This window comes from Micromonospora sp. NPDC047793, assembly GCF_040642635.1.
Classification (GTDB): Bacteria; Actinomycetota; Actinomycetes; order Mycobacteriales; family Micromonosporaceae; genus Micromonospora.
Window position 1 is genome coordinate 572,328 of record NZ_JBEYSG010000001.1, and the last position, 22,344, is coordinate 594,671.

General features: G+C 72.3%; 16 protein-coding genes and 2 pseudogenes. 12 read left to right on the forward strand and 6 right to left on the reverse strand.

Annotated features, from left to right (window positions below; translation table 11 throughout):
- The first annotated feature begins 4 nt into the window (after positions 1 to 4).
- The gene (locus ABZ738_RS02660) at positions 5 to 805 is read left to right on the forward strand and encodes a helix-turn-helix transcriptional regulator (protein WP_176095207.1); all 801 of its coding nucleotides are present in this window, start codon (positions 5 to 7) and stop codon (positions 803 to 805) included.
- A 111-nt stretch (positions 806 to 916) separates the two neighbouring features.
- Here the strand turns inward: ABZ738_RS02660 and ABZ738_RS02665 are convergent, their stop codons facing one another.
- Positions 917 to 1,327 (reverse strand): DUF5319 domain-containing protein, encoded by a 411-nt coding sequence (locus ABZ738_RS02665; protein ID WP_131053299.1) that lies wholly within the window; start codon positions 1,325 to 1,327, stop codon positions 917 to 919.
- A 221-nt stretch (positions 1,328 to 1,548) separates the two neighbouring features.
- Here ABZ738_RS02665 and guaB point away from each other — a divergent pair, with 221 nt between their 5' ends.
- The 3 genes from guaB to ABZ738_RS02680 all read left to right on the forward strand — a co-directional run bounded on the left by guaB (position 1,549) and on the right by ABZ738_RS02680 (position 5,820).
- Positions 1,549 to 3,111 (forward strand): IMP dehydrogenase, encoded by a 1,563-nt coding sequence (guaB, locus tag ABZ738_RS02670; RefSeq protein WP_176095206.1) that lies wholly within the window; start codon positions 1,549 to 1,551, stop codon positions 3,109 to 3,111.
- Between the two features lie 36 nt (positions 3,112 to 3,147).
- Entirely contained in the window at positions 3,148 to 4,266 is a 1,119-nt protein-coding gene (locus ABZ738_RS02675) for a GuaB3 family IMP dehydrogenase-related protein (protein WP_131053297.1), read from the forward strand.
- Between the two features lie 135 nt (positions 4,267 to 4,401).
- Complete coding sequence (locus tag ABZ738_RS02680) at positions 4,402 to 5,820, forward strand: M1 family metallopeptidase (protein ID WP_357210500.1); 1,419 nt, start codon at positions 4,402 to 4,404, stop codon at positions 5,818 to 5,820.
- Positions 5,821 to 5,897: 77 nt separating this feature from the next.
- Here the strand turns inward: ABZ738_RS02680 and ABZ738_RS02685 are convergent, their stop codons facing one another.
- On the reverse strand, positions 5,898 to 7,010 hold the full coding sequence (locus ABZ738_RS02685) for an LCP family protein (protein WP_357210503.1): 1,113 nt from the start codon (positions 7,008 to 7,010) through the stop codon (positions 5,898 to 5,900).
- A gap of 182 nt (positions 7,011 to 7,192) precedes the next feature.
- On the opposite strand from ABZ738_RS02685, the gene ABZ738_RS02690 reads away from it, so the two are divergent.
- Together ABZ738_RS02690 and guaA are read left to right on the forward strand one after the other, a co-directional pair.
- Positions 7,193 to 8,899 (forward strand): GMC family oxidoreductase, encoded by a 1,707-nt coding sequence (locus ABZ738_RS02690; protein WP_357210506.1) that lies wholly within the window; start codon positions 7,193 to 7,195, stop codon positions 8,897 to 8,899.
- An 86-nt stretch (positions 8,900 to 8,985) separates the two neighbouring features.
- A complete protein-coding gene (gene guaA / locus ABZ738_RS02695; RefSeq protein ID WP_131053293.1) occupies positions 8,986 to 10,542 on the forward strand; it encodes a glutamine-hydrolyzing GMP synthase in 1,557 nt (518 codons plus the stop codon).
- Positions 10,543 to 10,780: 238 nt separating this feature from the next.
- On the opposite strand, the pseudogene ABZ738_RS02700 reads toward guaA, so the two are convergent.
- Positions 10,781 to 11,014: pseudogene (locus ABZ738_RS02700) on the reverse strand (PspC domain-containing protein); the annotation flags it as partial.
- Positions 11,015 to 11,158: 144 nt separating this feature from the next.
- Here ABZ738_RS02700 and ABZ738_RS02705 point away from each other — a divergent pair.
- From ABZ738_RS02705 to ABZ738_RS02715, 3 genes are all read left to right on the forward strand, one after another.
- Positions 11,159 to 12,106: an NUDIX hydrolase gene (locus ABZ738_RS02705; RefSeq protein ID WP_131053291.1), complete on the forward strand. Its 948-nt coding sequence runs from the start codon at positions 11,159 to 11,161 to the stop codon at positions 12,104 to 12,106.
- A gap of 106 nt (positions 12,107 to 12,212) precedes the next feature.
- Positions 12,213 to 13,118: an NUDIX domain-containing protein gene (locus tag ABZ738_RS02710; protein WP_357210510.1), complete on the forward strand. Its 906-nt coding sequence runs from the start codon at positions 12,213 to 12,215 to the stop codon at positions 13,116 to 13,118.
- Between the two features lie 366 nt (positions 13,119 to 13,484).
- On the forward strand, positions 13,485 to 14,402 hold the full coding sequence (locus ABZ738_RS02715; RefSeq protein WP_131053301.1) for a CDP-alcohol phosphatidyltransferase family protein: 918 nt from the start codon (positions 13,485 to 13,487) through the stop codon (positions 14,400 to 14,402).
- 60 nt (positions 14,403 to 14,462) lie between these two features.
- Here the strand turns inward: ABZ738_RS02715 and ABZ738_RS02720 are convergent, their stop codons facing one another.
- The 3 genes and pseudogenes from ABZ738_RS02720 to ABZ738_RS02730 form a co-directional block, all read right to left on the reverse strand.
- Complete coding sequence (locus ABZ738_RS02720; RefSeq protein WP_131053289.1) at positions 14,463 to 15,710, reverse strand: phosphatidylserine decarboxylase; 1,248 nt, start codon at positions 15,708 to 15,710, stop codon at positions 14,463 to 14,465.
- 528 nt (positions 15,711 to 16,238) lie between these two features.
- Positions 16,239 to 16,421, reverse strand: a pseudogene (locus tag ABZ738_RS02725) (hypothetical protein); the annotation flags it as partial.
- Positions 16,418 to 18,181, reverse strand: coding sequence for a PspC domain-containing protein (locus ABZ738_RS02730; RefSeq protein ID WP_357210513.1), 1,764 nt, complete (start codon positions 18,179 to 18,181; stop codon positions 16,418 to 16,420). The gene ABZ738_RS02730 and the pseudogene ABZ738_RS02725, both read right to left, overlap by 4 nt.
- A 171-nt stretch (positions 18,182 to 18,352) precedes the next feature.
- Here ABZ738_RS02730 and ABZ738_RS02735 point away from each other — a divergent pair, with 171 nt between their 5' ends.
- The 3 genes from ABZ738_RS02735 (at position 18,353) to ABZ738_RS02745 (ending at position 22,316) form a co-directional block, all read left to right on the forward strand.
- Entirely contained in the window at positions 18,353 to 19,621 is a 1,269-nt protein-coding gene (locus ABZ738_RS02735) for an ATP-binding protein (RefSeq protein ID WP_131053627.1), read from the forward strand.
- Positions 19,618 to 20,304, forward strand: a complete 687-nt coding sequence (locus ABZ738_RS02740; RefSeq protein WP_131053629.1) for a response regulator transcription factor — start codon at positions 19,618 to 19,620, stop codon at positions 20,302 to 20,304. Before ABZ738_RS02735 ends, ABZ738_RS02740 begins: the two co-directional genes overlap by 4 nt.
- A 374-nt stretch (positions 20,305 to 20,678) precedes the next feature.
- The gene (locus tag ABZ738_RS02745; RefSeq protein ID WP_131053630.1) at positions 20,679 to 22,316 is read left to right on the forward strand and encodes an ABC transporter substrate-binding protein; all 1,638 of its coding nucleotides are present in this window, start codon (positions 20,679 to 20,681) and stop codon (positions 22,314 to 22,316) included.
- The last annotated feature ends 28 nt before the right edge of the window (positions 22,317 to 22,344 follow it).

Genomic DNA, 22,344 nt, shown 5'->3' on the forward strand with positions numbered 1-22,344 from the left:
CACAGTGCGTACGGTTCTCGTGTGCGTTCGGACGCCGCTCGCGGCGCAGCACCTGACCTCAGCGGCAGCGCGGCTGGGGCTGTCGGGTGCGGTCCGGACGGCGGTCTCCGATCCGGAGGTGATGCTCCGGCTCGCCGAGCGCCCCGCCGACGTGGTGCTCGCCGACACCGCCATCACCCGGCCCGACAGTGCCGGTTTCGTCCGGCGGGTCCTGGCCCGCGCGCCGCAGGCCAGCGTGTTGCTGCTCGGCGCGGAGGAGTCCGAGGCGGCGGCGGCGACCATCAGCGCCGGTGCGCGCGGCCTGATCCAGGGCGTGGACCACGATCTCACCAGCGCGGTCGCCAAGGCGCTGCTGCTGCTGGCCGCCTCCGGCCGGGCCAACCGGCCCCGGATCGCCGACCCGGCACGGGACACCGCCGCCGTCGGTGGCTCCGGCCGCCCGGCCCCCGGTGCCCGGCCCACCACCGGCGAGGCCGCGTCGGCCTGGCCGGGCGGTGACGCGGCCGGCGGCCCGGCGATGGTGCCGGTGCAGCGCGGTGACGACCCGGCCGAGCCGGACGCCGCTCCCGAGTCCGGCAAGGCCGTTCCGGCGCGGGCCGACCGGTCCACCGTGGGCCTCACCGAACGGGAACTCCAGGTGCTGCTCGGCATGGCCGAGGGCAAGAGCAACGCCGAGATCGGCCGCGAGCTGTTCGTCTCCGAGGACACCGTGAAGACCCACGCCCGGCGGCTGTTCCGCAAGCTGGGCGCCCGGGACCGGGCGCACGCGGTGGCCGCCGGTTTCCGGGCTGGCCTGGTCGCCTGACACCGACTGGTTAGCAGGGGCCCCCTGCTAACGCCTGGTGTATAGGAAGGGCCCCCTCCTTACCGGCCATCGGACGGCGGCTACGGCCCGGCGGCAGGCGGCGGGCGGGGCTCAGTCCCGGCCGGTGGAGTCGTCCTCCGTGCCCTCGCTGAGGGTGTCGTGCACGCCGTCGGCGTACCCCCGGGCGTAGTCCCAGGTGACGTAGTGGTCCGGGTCCGGGTCGTAGGCCGGCTCGTGCACCCGGGGACGGCCCGAGCTGAGCAGGTGACGCAGGTTGCCCCGGAGCAGGTCCCAGTCGAAGTAGTGCGGTTCCCGGCAGTCCTCACACTCGATGACGAGCCCGCGTACGCCGATCGGCGCCAGCAACGCCTGGTAGATCTCCAGGTCGGCGAGGTCTTCCAGCACGTCCTGGCGTTCGACGTCGGTCAGCGGATCCAGCGGGGCGTCGCGACCGGGACCCTCCAGATCGGCCGACGGATCGGTCGGATCGCCGGTGAACGGGTCGATGGGCTCGTCGTGCACCCCCTCACCGTAGACCCAAGGCACGTCGGACGCCTGTCCCCCTTCGCGCAAGCCGACGTACCCCGGTGGGGGCGTCGCCACCTCGCCGCGCGGGCCGCCGGACGCGGGCACCACCCCGGCCACTGGGTACGATGGCCCTGACGCACCCTCGCCCGGCGCTCGCCGGTGCCCACCCGTGCCACCTCGCTGAAGCCCCGTTCGACCAGCTCAGGAGAGCAATCGTGGAGAATTCGCCCCGTTCCGACCTTTTCGCCGGCGCCGAGGGTGGCGAGCTGAGCGGCCATCTGCCCGAGCTGCCGGCCGGCTCCGCCCGGGTGGTGCCGCTGGGGCTGACCTTCGACGACGTGTTGCTCCAACCCGGCGAGTCGGACGTGGTGCCCAGTCGGGTGAACACCGTCACTCGACTGACCCGCAACGTGACGCTCTCCATCCCGCTGCTCTCCAGCGCGATGGACACCGTCACCGAGGCGCGGATGGCGATCGCCATGGCCCGTCAGGGCGGCATCGGCGTGCTGCACCGCAACCTCTCGGTCGAGGACCAGGCGCTCCAGGTCGACCTGGTCAAGCGCTCCGAGTCCGGCATGATCACCAACCCGGTGACCGCCAGCCCGGACGACACGCTGCGCGAGGTGGACCAGCTCTGCGGGCGCTACCGCATCTCCGGTGTGCCGGTGGTGGACGGGCAGGGCCAGCTCGTGGGCATCGTCACCAACCGCGACATGCGCTTCGTCTCCGACCCGGCCACCCCGGTGCGCGACATCATGACCCGCGCGCCGCTGGTCACCGCGCCGGTCGGGGTGAGCAAGGAGGACGCGCTCGACCTGCTGCGCCAGCACAAGGTGGAGAAGCTGCCGATCGTCGACGGCTCCGGCAAGCTGCGCGGGCTGATCACCGTCAAGGACTTCACCAAGAGCGAGCAGTACCCGAGCGCCACCAAGGACGACGCGGGCCGGCTGCGGGTGGCCGCCGCGATCGGCGTGGGCGAGGACTCGTACAAGCGGGCCCGCGCGCTCGTCGACGCCGGGGTCGACGTGATCATCGTGGACACCGCGCACGGGCACCAGCGGGCCGTGCTGGAGATGGTCAGCCGGCTCAAGAAGGACGTGGCGATCGACATCGTCGGCGGCAACGTGGCGACCTACGCCGGGGCGAAGGCCCTGGTCGACGCCGGTGCCGACGGCGTCAAGGTGGGTGTCGGCCCCGGTGCCATCTGCACCACCCGGATCGTGGCCGGCGTCGGCGTGCCGCAGATCACGGCGATCATGGAGGCCGCCCGGGCCGCCCGTCCGGCCGGTGTGCCGGTGATCGGTGACGGCGGCATTCAGTACTCCGGCGACATCGCCAAGGCGCTGGTCTCCGGCGCCGACACGGTGATGCTCGGCAGCCTGCTGGCCGGCTGCGAGGAGAGCCCGGGTGAGCTGATCTTCGTCAACGGCAAGCAGTTCAAGGCGTACCGCGGCATGGGCTCGCTCGGTGCCATGCAGTCCCGGGGCCAGGCCAAGTCGTACTCCAAGGACCGCTACTTCCAGCAGGACGTGACCAGCGACGAGAAGTTGGTGCCGGAGGGCGTCGAGGGCCAGGTTCCCTACCGTGGACCGCTCGCCCGGGTGGCCCACCAGCTCGTCGGCGGCCTGCGGCTGGCGATGGGGTACGCGGGCGCGGAGAGCATCTCCGAGCTGCACGAGCGCGGTCAGCTCATCCGGATCACGGCGGCCGGGCTCAAGGAGAGCCACCCGCACGACATCCAGATGACCGTCGAGGCGCCCAACTACCACACCCGCTGATCACCCCCTCCACCCCCGAAGACATCTGGAGTCCCCATGCGTGACGTGGTCGAGATCGGGCTGGGCAAGACCGCGCAGCGCGGCTACCACCTGGACGACATCGCGATCGTGCCGAGCCGCCGCACCCGGGACGTCGACGACGTCTCCACCGGCTGGCAGCTCGACGCGTACCAGTTCGGCATCCCCTGTGTCGGGCACCCCTCGGACGCGACGATGAGCCCGGCCTCGGCGGTCCGGCTCGGCGAACTGGGCGGTCTCGGCGTGCTCAACGTCGAGGGGCTGTGGACGCGGTACGAGAACCCGGCCAAGGTGCTGGAGGAGCTGTCCGACCTGGGCGAGGACGCCCGCGCCACCAAGCGTCTCCAGGAGGTGTACGCCGAGCCGATCCGCCCCGACCTGATCACCGAGCGGGTCCGCGAGCTGCGGGAGGGCGGCAGCACGGTGGCCGTCCGGGTGTCCCCGCAGCACACCCTGGCGTTGGCTCCGGTCATCCTCGACGCGGGCGTCGACCTCCTGGTCATCCAGGGCACGATCGTCTCGGCCGAGCACGTCTCGACCACCGACGAACCGCTCAACCTCAAGGAGTTCATCGCCGACCTCGACCTGCCGGTCATCGTCGGCGGTTGCACCGACTACAAGACCGCGCTGCACCTGATGCGGACCGGTGCGGCGGGCGTGATCGTCGGCATCGGCGGGGACGAGTGGTCCACCACCGAATCGGTGCTCGGCATCCGGGTGCCGATGGCCACCGCGATCGCCGACGCCGCCGCGGCCCGCCGGGACTACCTGGACGAGACCGGTGGCCGGTACGTGCACCTGATCGCCGACGGCGACATCCGTACCTCCGGCGACATCGCCAAGGCGCTCGGGTGCGGGGCGGACGCGGTGATGCTCGGCGAGCCGCTGTCGCTCTGCGCCGAGGCGCCGGCCGGTGGGGCCTGGTGGCACTCGGCGGCCAGCCACCCGTCGCTGCCCCGGGGCGCGTTCGAGGTCGCCGGTGAGCCGCTGGGCTCGATGGAGCGCCTGCTGTTCGGCCCCGCCGACGAGCCCGACGGCCAGCTGAACCTCTTCGGTGGCCTGCGCCGGGCCATGGCCAAGTGCGGCTACCGCGACCTCAAGGAGTTCCAGCGCGTCGGCCTGGTCCTCGACCGCTGACCCCACCCGTCACCCCGCCCTCACCCGTCGCTCCGTCGATCATGGAGTTGTGGCAGGCGACCTGTATTGGTTTGCCCGGTTCGCCGCCGCCACAACTCCATGATCGATGACGTGGGCGGCGGTAGGCTCTGGCGGATGAGCAGGGGTGCGGGGCGGCGGTGGCGGGCTGGCGTGGTGGCCGTGGTGGCCGCCGTGGGGCTGGTGAGCTGCACGGGTGACCGCGAGCCCGCGGACCGCGACGGGTTCCGGGCGGGCAGCGTCGACCTGGCCGACCCGTACGTGCCGGGCAGCGGCAACGGCGGGTACGACGTGGACCACTACCGGTTGGTGGTGCGCTACGACCCGGCCGACGACCGGCTCGCCGGCCGGGCCGAGGTCAGGGCGACCGCGACCCACGGACTGTCCCGCTTCAACCTGGACCTGACCGGGCTGGCGGTCGACACGGTCACCGTGGACGGCGCACCGGCCGAGCACCGGCACGCCGACGGTGAACTGACCGTCACCCCGCGCCGGGGACTTCCCGAGGGCAGCCGGTTCACGGTCGACGTGACGTACGCCGGTGTGCCGCAGCCGATCGCCGACAACGTGTTGGGCAGCGGCGGCTTCCAGCACACCGACGACGGCGCGATCGCGCTCGGCCAGCCGCGCTCGGCGTCGACCTGGTTCCCGGTCAACGACCACCCCTCCGACAAGGCCACGTACGACATCGAGGTGACCGTCCCGGACGGTCTCGCCGCGTTGAGCAACGGGGTGCCGGGGGAGCGGACCAGCACCGACGGCTGGACCACCTGGCGGTGGGCCGAGCGGTCGCCGATGGCGAGCTACCTGACCACGCTGGTGATCGGTGACTACCGGGTCGAGACCGGCACCCACGGTGGCAAGCCGCTGGTCACCGCCGTACCGACCGGGATGCCGGCCACCGGTCCGCAGGCACGGTCACTGGCCCGCACCGGCGAGATCGCCGACTTCCTGGCCGGTCGCTTCGGGCCGTACCCGTTCGAGGCGTACGGCGGGGTGGTGGTCGACGACAGCCGCATCGGGTACGCGTTGGAGACGCAGTCGCGGCCGGTCTACGGCCCGGGTTTCTTCCGTGACGGCGAACCGAACGATGCGGTGGTCGCGCACGAGTTGGCGCACCAGTGGTTCGGCAACAGTGTGGCGTTGGCCCGCTGGGGCGACATCTGGCTCAACGAGGGCTTCGCCAGCTACGCCGAGTGGCTCTGGGCGGAGCACGACGGTGGGCGTACCGCCCAGCGCAGTTTCGAACTCCAGTACGCCGACACCGACTGGTCGCGGCCCACCCTCGACCCCGGTCCGGGCCAGATGTTCAGCACCGCCGTCTACAAACGCGGGGCGCTGGTGGTGCACGCGTTGCGCCGTACGGTGGGCGACGACGCCTTCTTCGAGATCCTGCGCTCCTGGACCACCGAACGCCGGGACGGCACCGCCACCACCAGCGACTTCGTCGCCCTGGCCGAGCGGGTCTCCGGCCGGTCGCTGGGCACCTTCTTCGACACCTGGCTCACCGGCTCCACCCCGCCCGGCCTACCCTGACCACCCAACCCGCCCCGACCGCCTGTCTGCCAGACGGCGGAGGGCAGGGCGACAGACGGCAGGCCGCCGTGCGCCGCTCAGTCCGGCACGGTGAGCTTCGGGTGGTCGGCGAGGTACGCGTCCACCCGTCCGGCGCGCAGGGCGGCCAGGAACCGGCGACCGACGGTGGTCAGTTCCTCGCCCCGGTACGCGCCGCCCCGGCCGACCGACGCCCCGGGCAGGCCGACCAGCGTGAGCGTGTCCGGTGACAGCGTGCTGAGGGCGTACGCGAACTCCACGATCCGCCGCCCGCCGACATAGATCATGGCGTCGCCGAGCGCGGCGGCCACCTGCTCGACGCGCTGCGGTTGCCGGCCCAGGTCGTCGGCGAGGATCCTGCCGATCAGCGCACGGATGAGTTGCTGCTGGTGGCGCTGCCGGGTGTAGTCGCCACCGGGCAGGTAGCGCTGGCGCGCGTAGTCGAGGGCCTGCCAGCCGTTGAGGTGCCGGTCGCCCGGCTCGTAGACCATCCTCGGCCCGACGTAACCCCCGACACCCGGGCCGGGCTGGCGGTGCTTGCCGTCCGGCTGGCGGTGCCGGGAGACGACGCGCTGGTCGACCCGGATGTCCACGCCGCCGAGGCTGTCCACCAGCTTGTCGAAGCCGCCGAAGGTGAGCACCGCGCCCGCGTCGATGCGCAGCCCGGTGTACTCGCTGACGGTGCGGCGCAGCAACTCGTACCCCTGGGCCGGGTCCGGTTCGTTCGGTCGGCCCGGGACCCGGCTGCCGTTACTCATCGCGTGGGTGAGCTTGGTCCGCCCGCCCCGGTAGTCGGCGTCCGGGAACGCCGGGATGTCCACCAGCAGGTCGCGGGGGAGCGAGAAGAGGTACCCCCGGGACAGTCCGGCCGGCACGTGCAGCACCAGGACGGCGTCGGCGTTCGGCTGCCAGCCGGGCACGCTGACCCGGGTGTCGATGCCGACCAGCAGCAGGTTGAGCGGGCCGGTGATGTCGGCGCCGGGTGGGGGCGTACTCGGGACGGGGCTGGGCGACGCACTCGGCGAGGTGGCGACGTCGGTGGGCGCGGCGGTCGGCGTGCGGTCGTCGCCGGCCGTCCGGGCCACCGCCACCGCGCCGACGGCCACCACCGCCACCGTGACCAGGCCGGCCACCGCCAGTGTCAGCCGTCTACGGTTTCCTCCGAACGTCATCCCCCGCCTCCTCCTGCGATGCCGGGCCGCCGCCGCACGGCGGGCCGGGTTGCCACGGACCGGTCCGCGGGCGTCCGGGACGGCGTCGTGGCACGCGTCGGGCCCACGGCGGTCGGGTGCGCTGCATGATGGCGCGAAAACCGCGCCTGGCGCGAGATCTACTCACGAGTAATGATGCGTGCATGCGGTACGACGTGGTCGTGATCGGGTCCGGCTTCGGCGGGAGTGTCGCCGCGCTGCGGCTGGCCGAGAAGGGCTACACGGTCGGCGTGCTGGAGGCCGGCCGGCGGTTCGCCGACGACGAGTTCCCCCGGACCTCGTGGCGGCTGCGCCGGTTCCTCTGGGCGCCCCGGCTGGGCTGCTTCGGCCTGCAACGCCTCACCCTGCTGCGGGCCGCCGACCGGCGACGTGGCGGCGGGGTGCTGGTGCTGTCCGGAGCCGGTGTCGGCGGTGGGTCGCTGGTCTACGCCAACACGCTCTACGAGCCGCTGGACGCGTTCTACGACGACCCCCAGTGGCGGGACGTCACGGACTGGCGTGCCGAACTCGCCCCGCACTACGACCAGGCCAAACGGATGCTCGGGGTCACCGCGTACCCGCTGCTCACCCCGGCGGACCGGGTGATGCGGCGGGTGGCCGAGCGGATGGGGGTGGGGCACACCGTGCACGCGACCCCGGTCGGCGTGCACATCGGGCGGCCCGGCGAGTCGGTCGCCGACCCGTACTTCGGGGGTGCCGGTCCCGCGCGCACCGGCTGCACGCACTGCGGCGCCTGCATGACCGGCTGCCGCCACGGCGCGAAGAACACGCTGGTCAAGAACTACCTCTGGTTGGCCGAGCGGCTCGGTGCCGAGGTGCGTCCGCTGACCACGGTGACCGAGGTCCGGCCGGTCGGGGGCGGGTACCGGGTGCACACCGAACGCACCGGGTCCTGGCTGCGGCGGCGTCGGCAGGTGATCGAGGCCGACCAGGTGGTCTTCGCCGCCGGTGCGCTGGGCACCCAGCGGCTGCTGCACGAGATGCGGGCCGTCGGCGCGCTGCCCGGTCTCTCGCCCCGCCTCGGTGAGCTGACCCGCACCAACTCGGAGGCGATCCTCGGTGCCTCGATGTCCCGCCGGCAGGCGCGGGCACGCGGTGTCGACCTCACCGAGGGGGTGGCGATCACCAGTTCGTTCCACCCCGACCCGCAGACCCACGTCGAGCCGGTCCGGTACGGGCGGGGCGCGAACGCGATGGGACTGCTCCAGACGCTGCTGGTCGAGGGCGGGCCGCACCGGGTCCGCCGCTGGCTGGGGCAACTGGTCCGGCATCCCGGCCGGGCCGTCCGGATGCTCTCCGTCCGTGGCTGGTCGCAACGCACCGTGATCGCCCTGGTCATGCAGTCGGTGGACAACTCGCTCACCACCCGCTGGCGGCGCGGGCCGTTCGGCGGCCGGCTGGTCTCCGGCCCCGGCCACGGCGTCCCGAACCCGACCTGGATCCCGGCCGGCCACCGGGCCGCGCGACTGCTGGCGGAGGAGATCGACGGTACGCCGGGCGGCGCGCTGACCGAGCCGTTCGACATCCCGATGACCGCGCACATCCTGGGCGGCGCGGTGATCGGCGTGTCCCCCGCCGACGGGGTGGTCGACCCGTACCACCGGGTCCACGGCCACCCGGGGCTGCACGTGCTGGACGGTGCCGCCGTCTCGGCCAACCTCGGGGTGAATCCGTCGCTGACCATCACCGCCCAGGCCGAGCGCGCCACGTCGCTCTGGCCGAACCGGGGTGAGGTCGACCCGCGTCCGCCGCTCGGCGCGCCGTACCGGCGGCTCACCGCGGTCCGCCCGCACCGTCCGGCCGTGCCGCCGGGCGCACCCGGAGCGCTGGCTGACCAGGGCGGCTCGTGACCCGCCGAGGCCGGCCACGGGACGGGTGACGGGACCGCGCAGGGCGCGACCGGGGCGACCGGTGACTGTCGGTAGGCTTCGTGCACATGAGCCTGCCGCGTCCTGTCCTCGTGGTCGACTTCGGTGCCCAGTACGCCCAGCTGATCGCCCGCCGGGTACGCGAGGCGCGGGTCTACTCCGAGATCGTCCCGCACACCATGCCCGTGGCCGAGATGCTGGCCCGGAACCCGGCCGCGATCATCCTCTCCGGTGGCCCCTCCAGCGTCTACGAGCCGGGCGCGCCGCAGGTGGACGACGGGCTGTTCCACACCGGCGTGCCGGTCTTCGGCATCTGCTACGGGTTCCAGGCGATGGCCCGCTCGCTCGGCGGCACGGTGGCCCGCACCGGCAACCGCGAGTACGGCGGCACCCCGCTGCGGCCCCGCCTGCTCGACCCGGGTGTGCTGCTCCGCGACCTGCCAGCCGACCTGCCGGTCTGGATGAGTCACGGCGACTGCGTCACCGAGGCGCCCGAGGGCTTCACGGTGACCGCCGAGTCGGCCGGTGCGCCGGTCGCCGCCTTCGAGGACCTGGCCGGTCGGCGGGCCGGGGTGCAGTTCCACCCCGAGGTGGGGCACACCGCGCACGGGCAGGAGATGCTGACCCGCTTCCTGTACGACATCGCCGAGATCGAGCCGACCTGGACCGCCGAGAACATCATCGACGAGCAGGTGGCCCGGATCCGCGAGCAGGTGGGTGACAAGGAGGTCATCTGCGGGCTGAGCGGCGGGGTCGACTCCGCGGTGGCGGCCGCGCTGGTGCACAGGGCCGTCGGTGACCAGCTCACCTGCGTCTTCGTCGACCACGGCCTGCTGCGCGCGGGCGAGGCCGAGCAGGTGGAGAAGGACTACGTCGCCGCCACCGGCATCAAGCTCAAGGTGGTGGACGCCGCCGACCGGTTCCTCGGCGCGCTGGCCGGGGTGATCGACCCGGAGCAGAAGCGCAAGATCATCGGCCGGGAGTTCATCCGGGTCTTCGAGGCCGCCGCCCGTGAGGTCGCCGCCCACGGTGACGTCGAGTTCCTGGTGCAGGGCACGCTCTATCCGGACGTGGTCGAGTCCGGGGGCGGCACCGGCACCGCCAACATCAAGAGCCACCACAACGTCGGCGGGCTCCCCGACGATCTCAAGTTCGCCCTGGTCGAGCCGCTGCGCACGCTGTTCAAGGACGAGGTCCGTACGCTCGGTCTCCAGCTCGGACTGCCCGAGGCGATGGTCTGGCGGCACCCGTTCCCCGGCCCGGGCCTGGCCATCCGGATCATCGGTGCGGTCGACCGGGAGCGACTGGACCTGCTGCGCCGGGCCGACTTCATCGCCCGCCAGGAGCTCACCGCCGCCGGGCTGGACCGCGACGTCTGGCAGTTCCCGGTGGTGCTGCTGGCCGACGTGCGCAGCGTCGGTGTGCAGGGCGACGGGCGCAGCTACGGTCATCCCGTGGTGCTGCGCCCGGTCTCCAGCGAGGACGCGATGACCGCCGACTGGTCCCGCCTGCCCTACGACGTGATCGCCCGGATCTCCACCCGGATCACCAACGAGGTCGCCGAGGTGAACCGGGTGGTCCTGGACGTCACCAGCAAGCCACCGGGCACCATCGAGTGGGAGTGACGCCTCAGACGGCCGGTCGGTCCGGCGGCTGAGGTGACGTTCCGGGGGTCGGCTGTGGCCCGGCCTCCGGCCCCGATTCGACGATCGGCTCCGGCCCGACGACCGGCGCCTGCGGGGGTGCGTGCGGGGTGGTCACCGGGCCGGTGGGGGCCGCTCCCGGGGCCGGGAAGGGCCAGGCGGGGTGCGACGGGCCACCGGCCGGTCCGGGCGGCGGCGCGGCGTGGGGCGTCGCGTCCGCCGGGTGCGGCCAGGCCGGCGCACCGGCCGGCTCCTCGGGCATCAGGAACCACATGACCGGGTACGCGAGCGCGGCGATCCCGCCGGTCAGCAACGTGCCGACGGCGAAGGCGACGCGGACCAGGGTGGGGTCGACGGCGAAGTACCGGCCGAGGCCGCTGGCCACACCGGCGATCATCCGGTCGGTGGTCGGGCGGCGCAACTGCTTGTACGGGGCCTGCGATGTGGAAGTCATGACTCCACGGTCCGCGTCGCGACGCTCATCGACCTCGGTGATGGCCCGGAGTCTTACCCTGACCTGCCCCTCAGGGGCGAGTGATCAGTCAGGAATCCGACTCTTTTCCGCTGCGGTAACCGGACACGGGGAGAATTTGGCTCCGTGACCACCATGCTGGAGCCGCTGCGCAGGATCGCGGCATATGCAGTCTGTGCTGATTCGGTTGACCGAGTGTTGCTGGTCCGCGCATCGGAGCGCTCCGGCACACCCGGCACGTGGTCCCTGCCCGGTGGGGCTGTCGACCACGGCGAGGACCCGCACCACACCGTCGTCCGCGAGACCGCCGCCGAGACCGGGCTGTCGGTGGCCGTGGCCGGCCTCCAGGACGTCCTTGCCGACATGCGTGCCCTGCCCGAGCGGGGCATCACCATCCACACCGACCGGCTGCTCTACCGGGTCTCGGTCCGGGGCGGCTCGCTGACCGACCGGGTCGACCGGCCGACCGACCTGGTCCGCTGGGTCACCCGGGAGGAGGCGCAGCGCCTGCCGCTGCGCTCCTTCACCGCCCGTGCACTGGGGCTGCCCGCCTCCTCGGCGGACATCGTCCCCGACGAGGCGCCGGAGTTTCCCTCCTTCTATGCGGTGCCCGGCCCGGACGGGCTGCACCGGGCGCAGCGCTTCGCCGCGTACGCCGTCGTCACCGACCCGGACGGGCGGGTGCTGTTGACCCGGGTCTCCGACGGCTACCCGGGTGCGGGGTGCTGGCACCTGCCCGGTGGCGGCACCGACTACGGCGAGCAGCCGGGTGCCGCGCTGATCCGGGAACTGGTCGAGGAGACCGGGCAGGACGGGCGGCTGGTCGAGCTGCTCGGGGTCGCCAGCCACCGGGACGCCGCCTCGCTCGGCCCGGAGGGCTACCCGATCGACTGGCACGGCGTCCGTGCCTTCTACCGGGTCGTGGTCGACAAGCCCGCCCCGCCCACCGTCGCCGACGTCGGTGGTTCCACCTGTGAGGCCCGCTGGTTCGCGCGGGAGGAGTTGGGCGCCCTGCCCACCGACCGCCTCACCGAGGTCACGGCGGAGGCCGTGCAGGCGGCTCGACTGACCTGACGTCACCCGTCCGACGATCGTGGGGTTGGCGGCGAGCACCCGTCAACTTCATGATCGATCTAGACCGGTCCGGTGACCGCTCCGGACGCCGGACTAGGGTCGGGACGTGGAACAGCTGCGGCGGGTCGGTGCGTACGGGGTGCTGCGGGACGCCGAGCGGCGCATGCTTCTGGTGCGGGGCTCGGCGGAGGCGGACTTCCCCGCGGTCTGGTCGCTGCCCGGCGGTGGCCTGGAGCACGCCGAGCATCCCGCCGACGCGGTGGTCCGCGAGTGCGCCGAGGAGACCGGCCTGGTCGTCGAGGTGACCGGGCTGCGGGCGGTGGTCGCCGACGTGACGCCCTATCCGGACCTCGGGGTGGCCCTGCACACCGACCGGGTGCTGTTCGACGTCAACCCGCTGGGCGGGCGGCTGCGGGCCGAGGCGATCGGCAGCACCGATCTCGCCCGCTGGTGCAGCCCGGCCGAGGCGTCCGTGCTGCCGCTGCTGCCGTTCACGGCCGAGGCGCTCGGTCTGCCGGTGGTCCCGTTGCCGTCGGCGGCGCTGCGCCGGACGGCACCCTTCCCGCCTCCCGAGCCGCGCCGACGGCAGCGTTTCGGGGCGTACGGCGTGGTCACCGACCCGGCGGGCCGGGTGCTGCTGTCGTTGATCGCGGACGGCTATCCGGGTGCCGGCCGCTGGCACCTGCCCGGCGGCGGTACTGATCATGGCGAACAGCCGGTCACCGCGCTGCTACGGGAACTGGTCGAGGAGTCCGGACAACTGGGTCGGGTGACCGAGTTGATCGAAGTGGACAATCTGCACAATCCGGTCGCGCTAGGTCCGGAAGGGTATCCGATCGACTGGCACGGGATCCGGGTCGTCTATCGGGTGCTGGTCGATGTTCCGACCGTTCCGGCGGTGACCGAACTGGCCGGCGGCTCCACCGCCCAAGCCGCCTGGTTCACCATTCCTGAGCTGCGAGAACTGCCGATGACGGAGATCGCCTCGCGGGCGCTCGACACGCTCGTGTGACGTTGGTCGCGGCACCCTCCGGGCTCCTGCTCACCGGGCCGGGGATGACCGGCTCCGGTACAGTCGAGGCAGCGCTGACACTGAATACGGGCAAGAATGTCCCGGGATGGGAATAAGACGGCGGTTTGCACGGTTGAGGCAGATATAAGTAGCGCCGGTAGCTATCGCCAATCCCCGTCCCCCTATGCAATGGTGTACTCCGCAAAACGGCTGCCGGGTCGAAGAGACCCGGCACGAGAGAGCCGGACGCCGGCCCCAGGTGGCGGCCAACGATCCGGTGATGGAGGAAGCGTGCCGAGAGCCCCATGGCGCCGGCGTCGTACCACTGACAGCCCGCGTCCCGCCGGACGCAACTGGACGGGCCCGCTGCGCCGCAGCGGCAGTCTCGCCCGCCAGGTCCTGTTGGTCCGCGTCGGTCGTCGAGGTGTGGAGGGGGGCGGCACGGCTGACGTGCTGCCCGAGCCGAGGTACCAGGACCGTCCGCGTCGCCGGTACGGCCTGCAGCGGTTCCACCGCACACGGATCGAGACAATCGCCCCGGTCAGCCCCGCCGTCGTGCCGGCTCCGGTGGAGGAGAGCGCCCAGACACCGATCCCGCTGCTCCCCGGTGAGCGGACGATGGCCCGGCGGATGAAGTTCGCCCTGGTCAACGCCTGCACACTGGCCAGCCTGGTGCTGGGCATCAACGCGATCTTCGTCGCCATGCGTGGCGACGTACAACTGGCGGCCCTGCTGCTCATCGCCTGCGTCGCCTTCGACGGCCTCGACGGCGCGCTGGCCCGCAAGCTCGGGGTCTCCAGCCCCTTCGGCGCGCAGATGGACTCGCTCGCCGACATGTGCTCGTTCGGTCTCGCCGCACCGGTGGTGGTCTACGCCTCGCTCGCCGGTGAGGTGCCGATGGCCGCCGCCGGGGTGGCCGCCGCACTGGTCGCCGCGTGCGCCGCGATCCGGTTGGCCCGCTTCAACGTCTCACCCCAGGACGGCCGCTTCTTCTGCGGCGTGCCGACCACCATGGCGGCGGCCGTGCTCGCCCTGATGGTCGTGATCGGCCTGCCGGTGCCGGGTCTGGTGCAGGTCGCCGGGGTGGCGCTGCTCGCCTTCACCATGGTCAGCAGCTTCCCGTACGCGAAGCTCGCGCGGCTGGTCAAGCTTCCGCCGTGGGTCTGGGTGGTCCCGGTGCTCGGTGCGCTGATCGACATCCGGGTCACGTTCGGTCTGATCGTGGTGGGTTACCTGGTCAGCGGTCCGGTGCTCTGGCTCCGCCAGCGCCGCACCCTCATCTGACCTGATCGACATGGCACGAAGAAGGGGCGTCCCGGCCGGGACGCCCCTTCTTCGTACCGCTCAGCGCCAGCGGGCGATGACGCTCGACCCACCGACGACCTTGTCGCCCGGCCCGACCAGCGGCTCGGCGGCCTCGGCCGGCAGGTAGACGTCGGTCCGCGAACCGAACCGGATCAGGCCGAACCGCTCGCCCCGGGCCAGCAGTGCGCCGATCGGGGCCCGCTGCACGATCCGCCGCGCGATCAGGCCGGTCCGCTGGGCCACCACGACGGTGCCGTGGGCGGTGTCCAGCACCGTGTACGCGGCCACGTTGTGCTCCGCGTCCGGCTTCATCGCGTTGACGAACCCGCCGTCGGCGACGAAGTAGTCCACCACCTTGCCCGCCACCGGCGAGCGGTTGACGTGCACGTCGAGCACCGAGAGGAAGACGGCGACCCGCAGGAACTCGCCGTCGCCGAAGCGCTCGTCGTGCAGGCGCTGCACGGACAGCACCTCGCCGTCGGCGGCGGCCACCACGGCCGACGGGTCCTCCGGCACGTCCCGCTCCGGGTCGCGGAAGAAGGCGGCCACGGGCGCGGCGGCCAGCGCGGGCAGCAACCAGAGCTTCGACTTCGGCCGGGCCAGGCGGGTCAGCGCGGCCAGACCGAGGGCGATGCCGGCGGCGGCCACCCCGTTGGAGTCGATGTGCATGTCGCGGGTCAGCGGCACGCTCGACGGCCGGTAGGCGGGGGCGAGACGCTCCGCCGACGCGGCGTCGGCCGGCGTGAAGCGGAGCCGGTACACGCGTACCGGCGGTGAGTTGCGCAGCACCAGGTCGGCCCCGACGCCGTGCAGCGCGCCCTGCCGCTCCAGCTCGGCGGCGGCGCCGGCGGTCCGGGCGACCGCCGTGGACACGGTGAGTACCCCGCCGTCGGCCAGGTACTTGGTCAGCTCCTCGACGGTGCTCCGGGTCTCGTCCGCGGTGCCGACGAACGGCTCACCGGCGACCACCACGGTGGCGGGCTCGGCCTCGGTGAGGCTGTCCACCACACGGACCCGGTCGGCGACCCAGCGCCCCTGGGCGGTGACGTGTTCCCGCAGCGCCGTCGCGCTGACGCGCTCGGTGGGCACCAGGGTGAGGGTGTCGCCGGGCAGCAGCGCGTCGATCGCTGCGGCCAGCACAGCGGACTCCGGGGCAGCGCCCACCAGCAGGGCGGCCTTCGGGTCGTTGATCCGAGCGAGCTCGGCGACGAGAGTACGGGCGGCACGCTCGCCGAGGCGGACCGGACCGGACCGTCCGGGGACACGCACGGCGGGGGACTGGGTCATGTCGAACAGGCTCCTGACGGGGTAGAGGCGACTGTCGCGAGATCACCGCCAGTGGCGGGCCGGGCCTGCCACGGACGGCCCGCGCGAGCCGGCGGCCAGCGCAGGAGGCCCTGCGGCGTGGCCGGCCGACGGAGGCGGGAGCACACCGGCCAGCATAGGCGGCTGCGGACAGGCGCCGCATGGTCAGGCGGCAGGCCCCCGTGGCGGCGTCGGCGACGTGTCGTCCCCGTAGGGGAGACCGAGGGTCCGGTCGTCCGTCTCCGCCCGGCCCGGCGCCGTCCCGGTGGCCGGGTCGCCGGCCAGGTCGGGCCAGGTGCCCGCCGGTGAGTCCGGGTCGGTCGGCCGGAACACGGTCGGTGGGTCCGGGTCGGTGGGCCCGGAGACGGTTGGCGAGTCGGGGCCGGTCGGCCCGAAGGCGGTCGGCGAGTCCAGGTCCGACGGCTCGAAGGCGGTCGGCGAGCCCAGGCCGGCGGCCGGGGGAGCGGCCGGCTCGGTCGGGACGGCCTCGTCCGCCGACGTCCGGCTGTGTCGGCTGGACCGCAGCGCACCGACCAGGCCGAACACGCCGATCAGGATCAACCCACCGGCCAGGAACCAACCCACCGGCGGCAGCACCAGGCCGAGTACCTGGGCCAGTAGCCACCAGGCGGCGAGCGACAGGAAGAGCAGCCCGAAGGCGAACGACACCAGGTCCGTGCGATGCACCCTCACCGGGTCACCTCCATGTGTCCGGCGTTGATCTGCAGGTTGAGGCGGAGCTTGCCGCCACCGACACCGTCCGCGCCGAGGTCGACGATCTCCGTGAGTCGGTTGTCCAGCCCACCGGTGCGTTGACCGAAGACGTTGGCGTCACCGGCGGTGACATGTGCGTTGGCCGTCACGTCCACGTTCGGCGGAACGACCACCGTGGCCTCGCCGAAGTTGATGACCACGGTGATCTCGGTGTCCTTCTGGTCGAAGTCGACCGCGCGCAGGTCGAGCACCGCGTCGGAGAAGCTCTGCTCGTACCGCACCGCGAGGTCGCGGTGGTCGGTGGGCGCCCAGGTCACGGTGCCGTCCACACCACGGACCCGGTCGTACGACTCGGCGACCGTGGCCACCCCCAGAGCGGCGGAGGCCACCAGACCGAGCGCGATGAGCCAGCGGGCCCGGCCGAACCAGGTGCCCACGAGCAGGCCCAGGGCGATCACGGCGAGAACCGCCGCGAAGTACGCCGACGCGCCGATCCGGAAGACGTCGAGCAGATCGAGGATGCCCACCGCGCCCAGCGCGACGAAGATCAGCGAGAAGGTCACCGCACCGAGTGCGGAACGTTCCCGGGGCTTCTTCGGCGGCTTCGGCGGCCTGGGCGGCGGTGCCACCGGGGTCTGCCCGGCGTACGGGCCGTGCGGGGCGAACGGGGCACGGTAGGTCGACGAGTGCGGCGGCACGGTCGGTGGCACCACCAGCGGCGTGGGGGAGCCCACCGGGGACCACGGGGGGGTCGGCGGCAGGAACCGGGTCGGGTCCTCGGCGCGCCCGGCCGGAGCGGGTGCCGATCCGGGGACCGGGGCGGGCGCGTGGAAGGCGGCCGGCGCGGTGAACGCCGGGACGGTGCGGCCGAACCCGCCGGGCGGCGGCGGATATCCGGTGGGGCCGGGATAGCTCACCGGCGGCACCGGACCCGGAGGTCCGGCGGGTGGCGCCGGTGCGCCGACCGGACCGCCCGCAGGATGCGGGCCGCGTTGCTGGTGGCGGTTGAGCAGCAGTGCGCCGCCGACCAGGATCGCCGCGCCAAGCAGCACCGCCCGGAAGGCGTCGGTGACGATGAAGCCGAAGCTGATCGCGACCAGGATGCTGAGCACGATCACGGTCACCGGGGACATGCTGGACCGACCCCGCCCGAGCATGGACTCGACAGGTGAGGCGGTGTCGCCCTCGCCCGGGATGATCAACCAGGCGGTGACGTAGAGCAGGATGCCGATGCCGCCGAAGAAGCCGAGCACGGCGAGCAGCACCCGCCAGAGCACCGGGTCGGTGTTGGTGGCGCGACCGACGGCGGCGCACACCCCGGCCAGGTAACGGCCGTCGCGGGGGCGGACCAGCCCGTACCGCGAGGTGAATCCCGCGCCGCCGAAGTGCGGCCAGGGACCCTCCGACGGCGGTGGTGCGCCGGTCCCCCCGGGTGGTGGTGCGCCGCTCCCGCCGGGCGGCGGGGCGGCCGACGGACCCTCGGTGTACGCCGACCCGCCCGGCCCCCCCGGCCCGGCGGGTGGTGGCGTGCCGACCGGCGGGGGCGTCGCGTCCCACGCCGTCGATCCCGCCGGTGGCGGTGCGGCCGACGGGTCGGGACCGTCCGGAGCAGCGGCCGGTGTGTCGGGACCGTCCTGAACGGCGCCCGGTGTGTCGGGCGCGTCCGGTGCCGGGGCGTCGTGCCCCGGTGTCTTCTCCGTGGGCCCCGGCCGGTGCGGCTGAGCAGCGTCGTCGGTCATGTCTCGATACTGCTGCGCCACGGACCCGAGCGGCCTCCGGAGACGACCCTGACCCCACCCTGAGATCGGTGGGCCGCCAATGTCCGGGGCGTCCCCGTGGTCGGCCGACCACCGCGCGTGTGACGATCGGACCAACGCCGCCGCATTCCTCCTTCACCGGCACGAGCCGTCCTGACCAGGGAGTACGTGATCAGTACCGTCAGCCAGCCACCGCGCCTCTATCGCGCCCCGGAGCACCGGATGGCCGCCGGGGTGGCTGCCGGCATCGCCGAGCACCTCGACGTTCCGGTACGCCGGGTCCGGGTCGCCTTCATGGTGCTGCTCGGGCTGAGCGGGCTCGGCCTGCTGCTCTATGCGGCCTTCTGGGCCGTCGTGCCGCTGCGTCCGGGAGACACCGCCGTACCGCCCCGGCGGGAGTTCGGGCAGCTGCTGCCCTTCGTGGCGATCGGGCTCGGCGTACTGCTGGTCCAGATGATGCTCTTCGACTCGGTGGGTGCGGCGGGCACCGCCGGCTGGCTGGTCGCGATCATCGCGGTGGGTGCCGGCGTGATCTGGCACCAGTCCACCCCCGAGCGGCGGCGGCAGTGGGGCGAGTCGCTGCCGGTGCCGTGGCTCGGCGCGGTGGTGGAGGAGAGCGACCGGCGGGCCTTCGTGCTCCGGTTCGTCGGCGGTGGGGTGTTGGTCGCCGTCGGCATCATCGGTGTCGCCGCCGTCTACTCCCCGGCGCAGAACCTGGACGCGGTAATCAACGGCGTGATCTTCGCGCTGGTCGGCCTGGCCGGTGTCGGGGTGGTGACGGCGCCGGTGCTCTGGCGGACCTGGAACCAGCTCCGCTCGGAGCGTGAGGGTCGCATCCGGGAACAGGAACGGGCCGAACTGGCGGCCATGGTGCACGACCAGGTGCTGCACACCCTCGCGTTGATCCAGCGCAACGCCAGCGACGTGAAGGCCGTCCAGCGGCTGGCCCGGGGCCAGGAGCGTTCGCTTCGGAACTGGCTCTACAAGCCGACCGCGTCGCCGACCGAACGGTTCGCCGCCGCGTTGGAACAGGCCGCGGCCGAGGTCGAGGACACCTTCGCGATCACCGTGGAGGCGGTGGTGGTCGGTGACCGGGACACCGACGAACGGGTCGGCGCGATCGTGGCCGCGGCCCGGGAGGCACTGGTGAACGCCGCCCGGCATGCCGGGGTGCAGACCGTCTCGCTCTACGCGGAGGTGGAACCCGACCAGGTCAGTGTCTTCGTACGGGACCGGGGGGCGGGCTTCGATCCGGATACCGTGGAGGATCACCGGCACGGTGTACGGGGCTCGATCATCGGGCGGATGAAGCGACACGGCGGCCGGGCGGAGATCCGCTCCGGACCGGGGGAGGGGACCGAGGTCCGACTGATCCTGCCGATCAGTCGGGACTCGGCCACGGCGGAAAGGGACAGATCATGACCGAGCAGTCGACGCCACCGGCCGAGCCGACGGGAGCCGGACCCGAGCGGCTGCGCGTGTTCCTGGTCGACGACCACGCCATGTTCCGCGCCGGGGTACGCGCCGAACTGGGCGCGCACGTCGAGGTGGTGGGTGAGGCGAGCACGGTGGCCGAGGCGGTCAGCAGGATCGCGGCCACCGGACCGGACGTGGTGCTGCTCGACGTACACATGCCCGACGGGGGCGGTCGCGCGGTGCTGGAGGCGATGCGGCGCAGCCACCCGCAGGTGCGGTTCCTGGCGCTCAGCGTCTCCGACGCCGCCGAGGACGTGATCGGGCTGATCCGGGCCGGTGCCCGGGGCTACGTCACCAAGACCATCTCACCGGACGAACTGGCTGCGGCGATCCGGCGGGTGGCCGACGGGGACGCCGTGTTCAGCCCCCGGCTGGCCGGGTTCGTGCTGGACGCCTTCGCGTCCCGCCCCGACGCCCCGGTCGCCGATCCCGAGCTGGACCAGCTCACCAACCGCGAGCGCGAGGTGCTGCGGCTGCTGGCCCGGGGGTACGCGTACAAGGAGATCGCCCGGGAGCTGTACATCTCGATCAAGACGGTCGAGACGCACGTCTCCAACGTGTTGCGCAAGCTCCAGATGTCCAACCGCTACGAGTTGTCCCGCTGGGCCGCGGACCGCCGGTTGGTGTGAGCGGACGGGGCTCGTACGGGCTCTCCGGCGGACGATCACCCGAGTAACGGGTTCGGTCTCCCGTCTGGAATTGACATCGTCTTTTCGGTTAGTATTCGGGGCGACGTGGCGGGATTCACCTCAGGTTTCCTGGTCGATGCTCCGGGGTGTTCCGGCCGCGCCGGCAATCGGCCAATCGGGCCCGAAAAAGCCGTTGACGGGCAGCTCATAGCATGCCTGTCGAGCGGCGCGGACGGGGCTCCAGGTCGATGTCGAGGCCGTCCCGGGCGGGTATCGGGTTGATAACACGCCTTTCGGCTTGGGCGCATCGGGTGTCACAGTGGCAGGCACCTCACAACCCCCTCGTGAGCCGAGCGCCCTGAGGAGGCACTCCCATGCGCGGGAAATTCCTGAAGGTGGCGGTCGCGGCGACCGCCACCGCCATGTTGGCCACCGCCTGCGGCGGTGGTAGCGACAACGACAACGAATCGAGCGGCCAGGCCGGCGGTACGTTGCGCGTCTACAACGCGGAGCCGGCGTTCCTGACGCCCTCCGGCGGTGACGACGAGCCGTCGCTGTACGTGATCCGTTCGCTCTTCCGTGGTCTCGTCAAGTACAACGCCGAGAGCGCCGCGGTCGAGATGGACCTGGCCGAGTCGGTCGACTCGGACGACCAGAAGCTCTGGACGATCAAGATCAAGGACGGCTACACCTTCGACAACGGTGAGCCGGTCAACGCCGACGCCTTCATCCGTTCCTGGAACTTCGCGGCCTACAGCCCGAACGCCCAGAACAACGGTTACTTCATGAAGCGGATCGCCGGTATCAAGGACGTCCAGTCCGAGGACCCGGACGGCGACGGCCCGCAGAAGGCCCCGGAGCCGAAGGCGAAGGAGCTGTCCGGCCTCAAGAAGGTCGACGACCTGACCTTCACCGTCGAGCTGGAGGCCCCGTTCTCGGGCTTCCCGACCACGATCGGCTACCCGGGCTTCTTCCCGATGGCCGAGGCCTGCATCGCCGACATCGCGGCCTGCAACGAGAAGCCGATCGGCAACGGCCCGTACAAGATCGACGGCAGCTGGCAGCACAACGTCGCGATCAACGTCGTCCGCAGCGACAGCTGGAAGGGCGACCCCGGCAAGCCGGACCGCATCGAGTACCGGATCTTCGCCGACATCGACGCCGGCTACGCCGCCTTCCAGGCCGGCGAGCTGGACGTGCTCTACACCGTGCCGCCGGCCCGGTACAAGGAGGCCAAGGCCACCTACGCCGACCGGATGTACGAGCAGCCGGGTGACAGCTTCACCTACGTCGGTATGCCGCTGTACCAGGACAACTTCAAGGACAAGCGGGTCCGGCAGGCGCTCTCGCTGTCGATCGACCGCCAGTCGATCATCGACGCCGTCTTCGACGGCCGGTTCACCCCGGCCACCGGCTTCGTCGCCCCGACCTTCGAGGGTGCTCGGGAGAACGTCACCCCGTACGCCAAGAAGGACGTCGAGAAGGCCAAGCAGCTGCTCGCCGAGGCCGGCGGCTGGCCGGCCGGTGAGAAGCTGATCCTGTGGGCCAACGCCGGTGCCGGCCACGACCAGTGGCTGCAGGCGGTCGGTGACCAGATCAAGGAGGCCCTGGGTATCGACTACGAGCTGCGGGTGAACCTGCAGTTCGCCGAGTACCTGGAGACCGCCGACCAGAAGAAGTTCACCGGTGGGTTCCGCCTCGGCTGGGGTCCGGACTACCCGTTCATGGAGACCTTCCTCTACCCGCTGTACGCCACGGGCTCGGGCAGCAACAACTCGACCTACAGCAACCCCGAGTTCGACGCCGCCATGAAGGAGGGTGACTCGGCCGACTCGATCCAGGCCGCGATCCCGTCCTACCAGAAGGCGGAGGACCTGGTCGGTGAGGACCTGCCGGTCATCCCGATGTGGTTCAACAAGGTTGGTGCCCTTTACAGCGAGAACGTCGACCAGTTCGTCTGGAACTCCGTCTCGGACGCCGACTACGCAGCGATTTCGCTGAAGCAGAACTGAGCTTCAACCGCCTGATCCTGCCGTAACA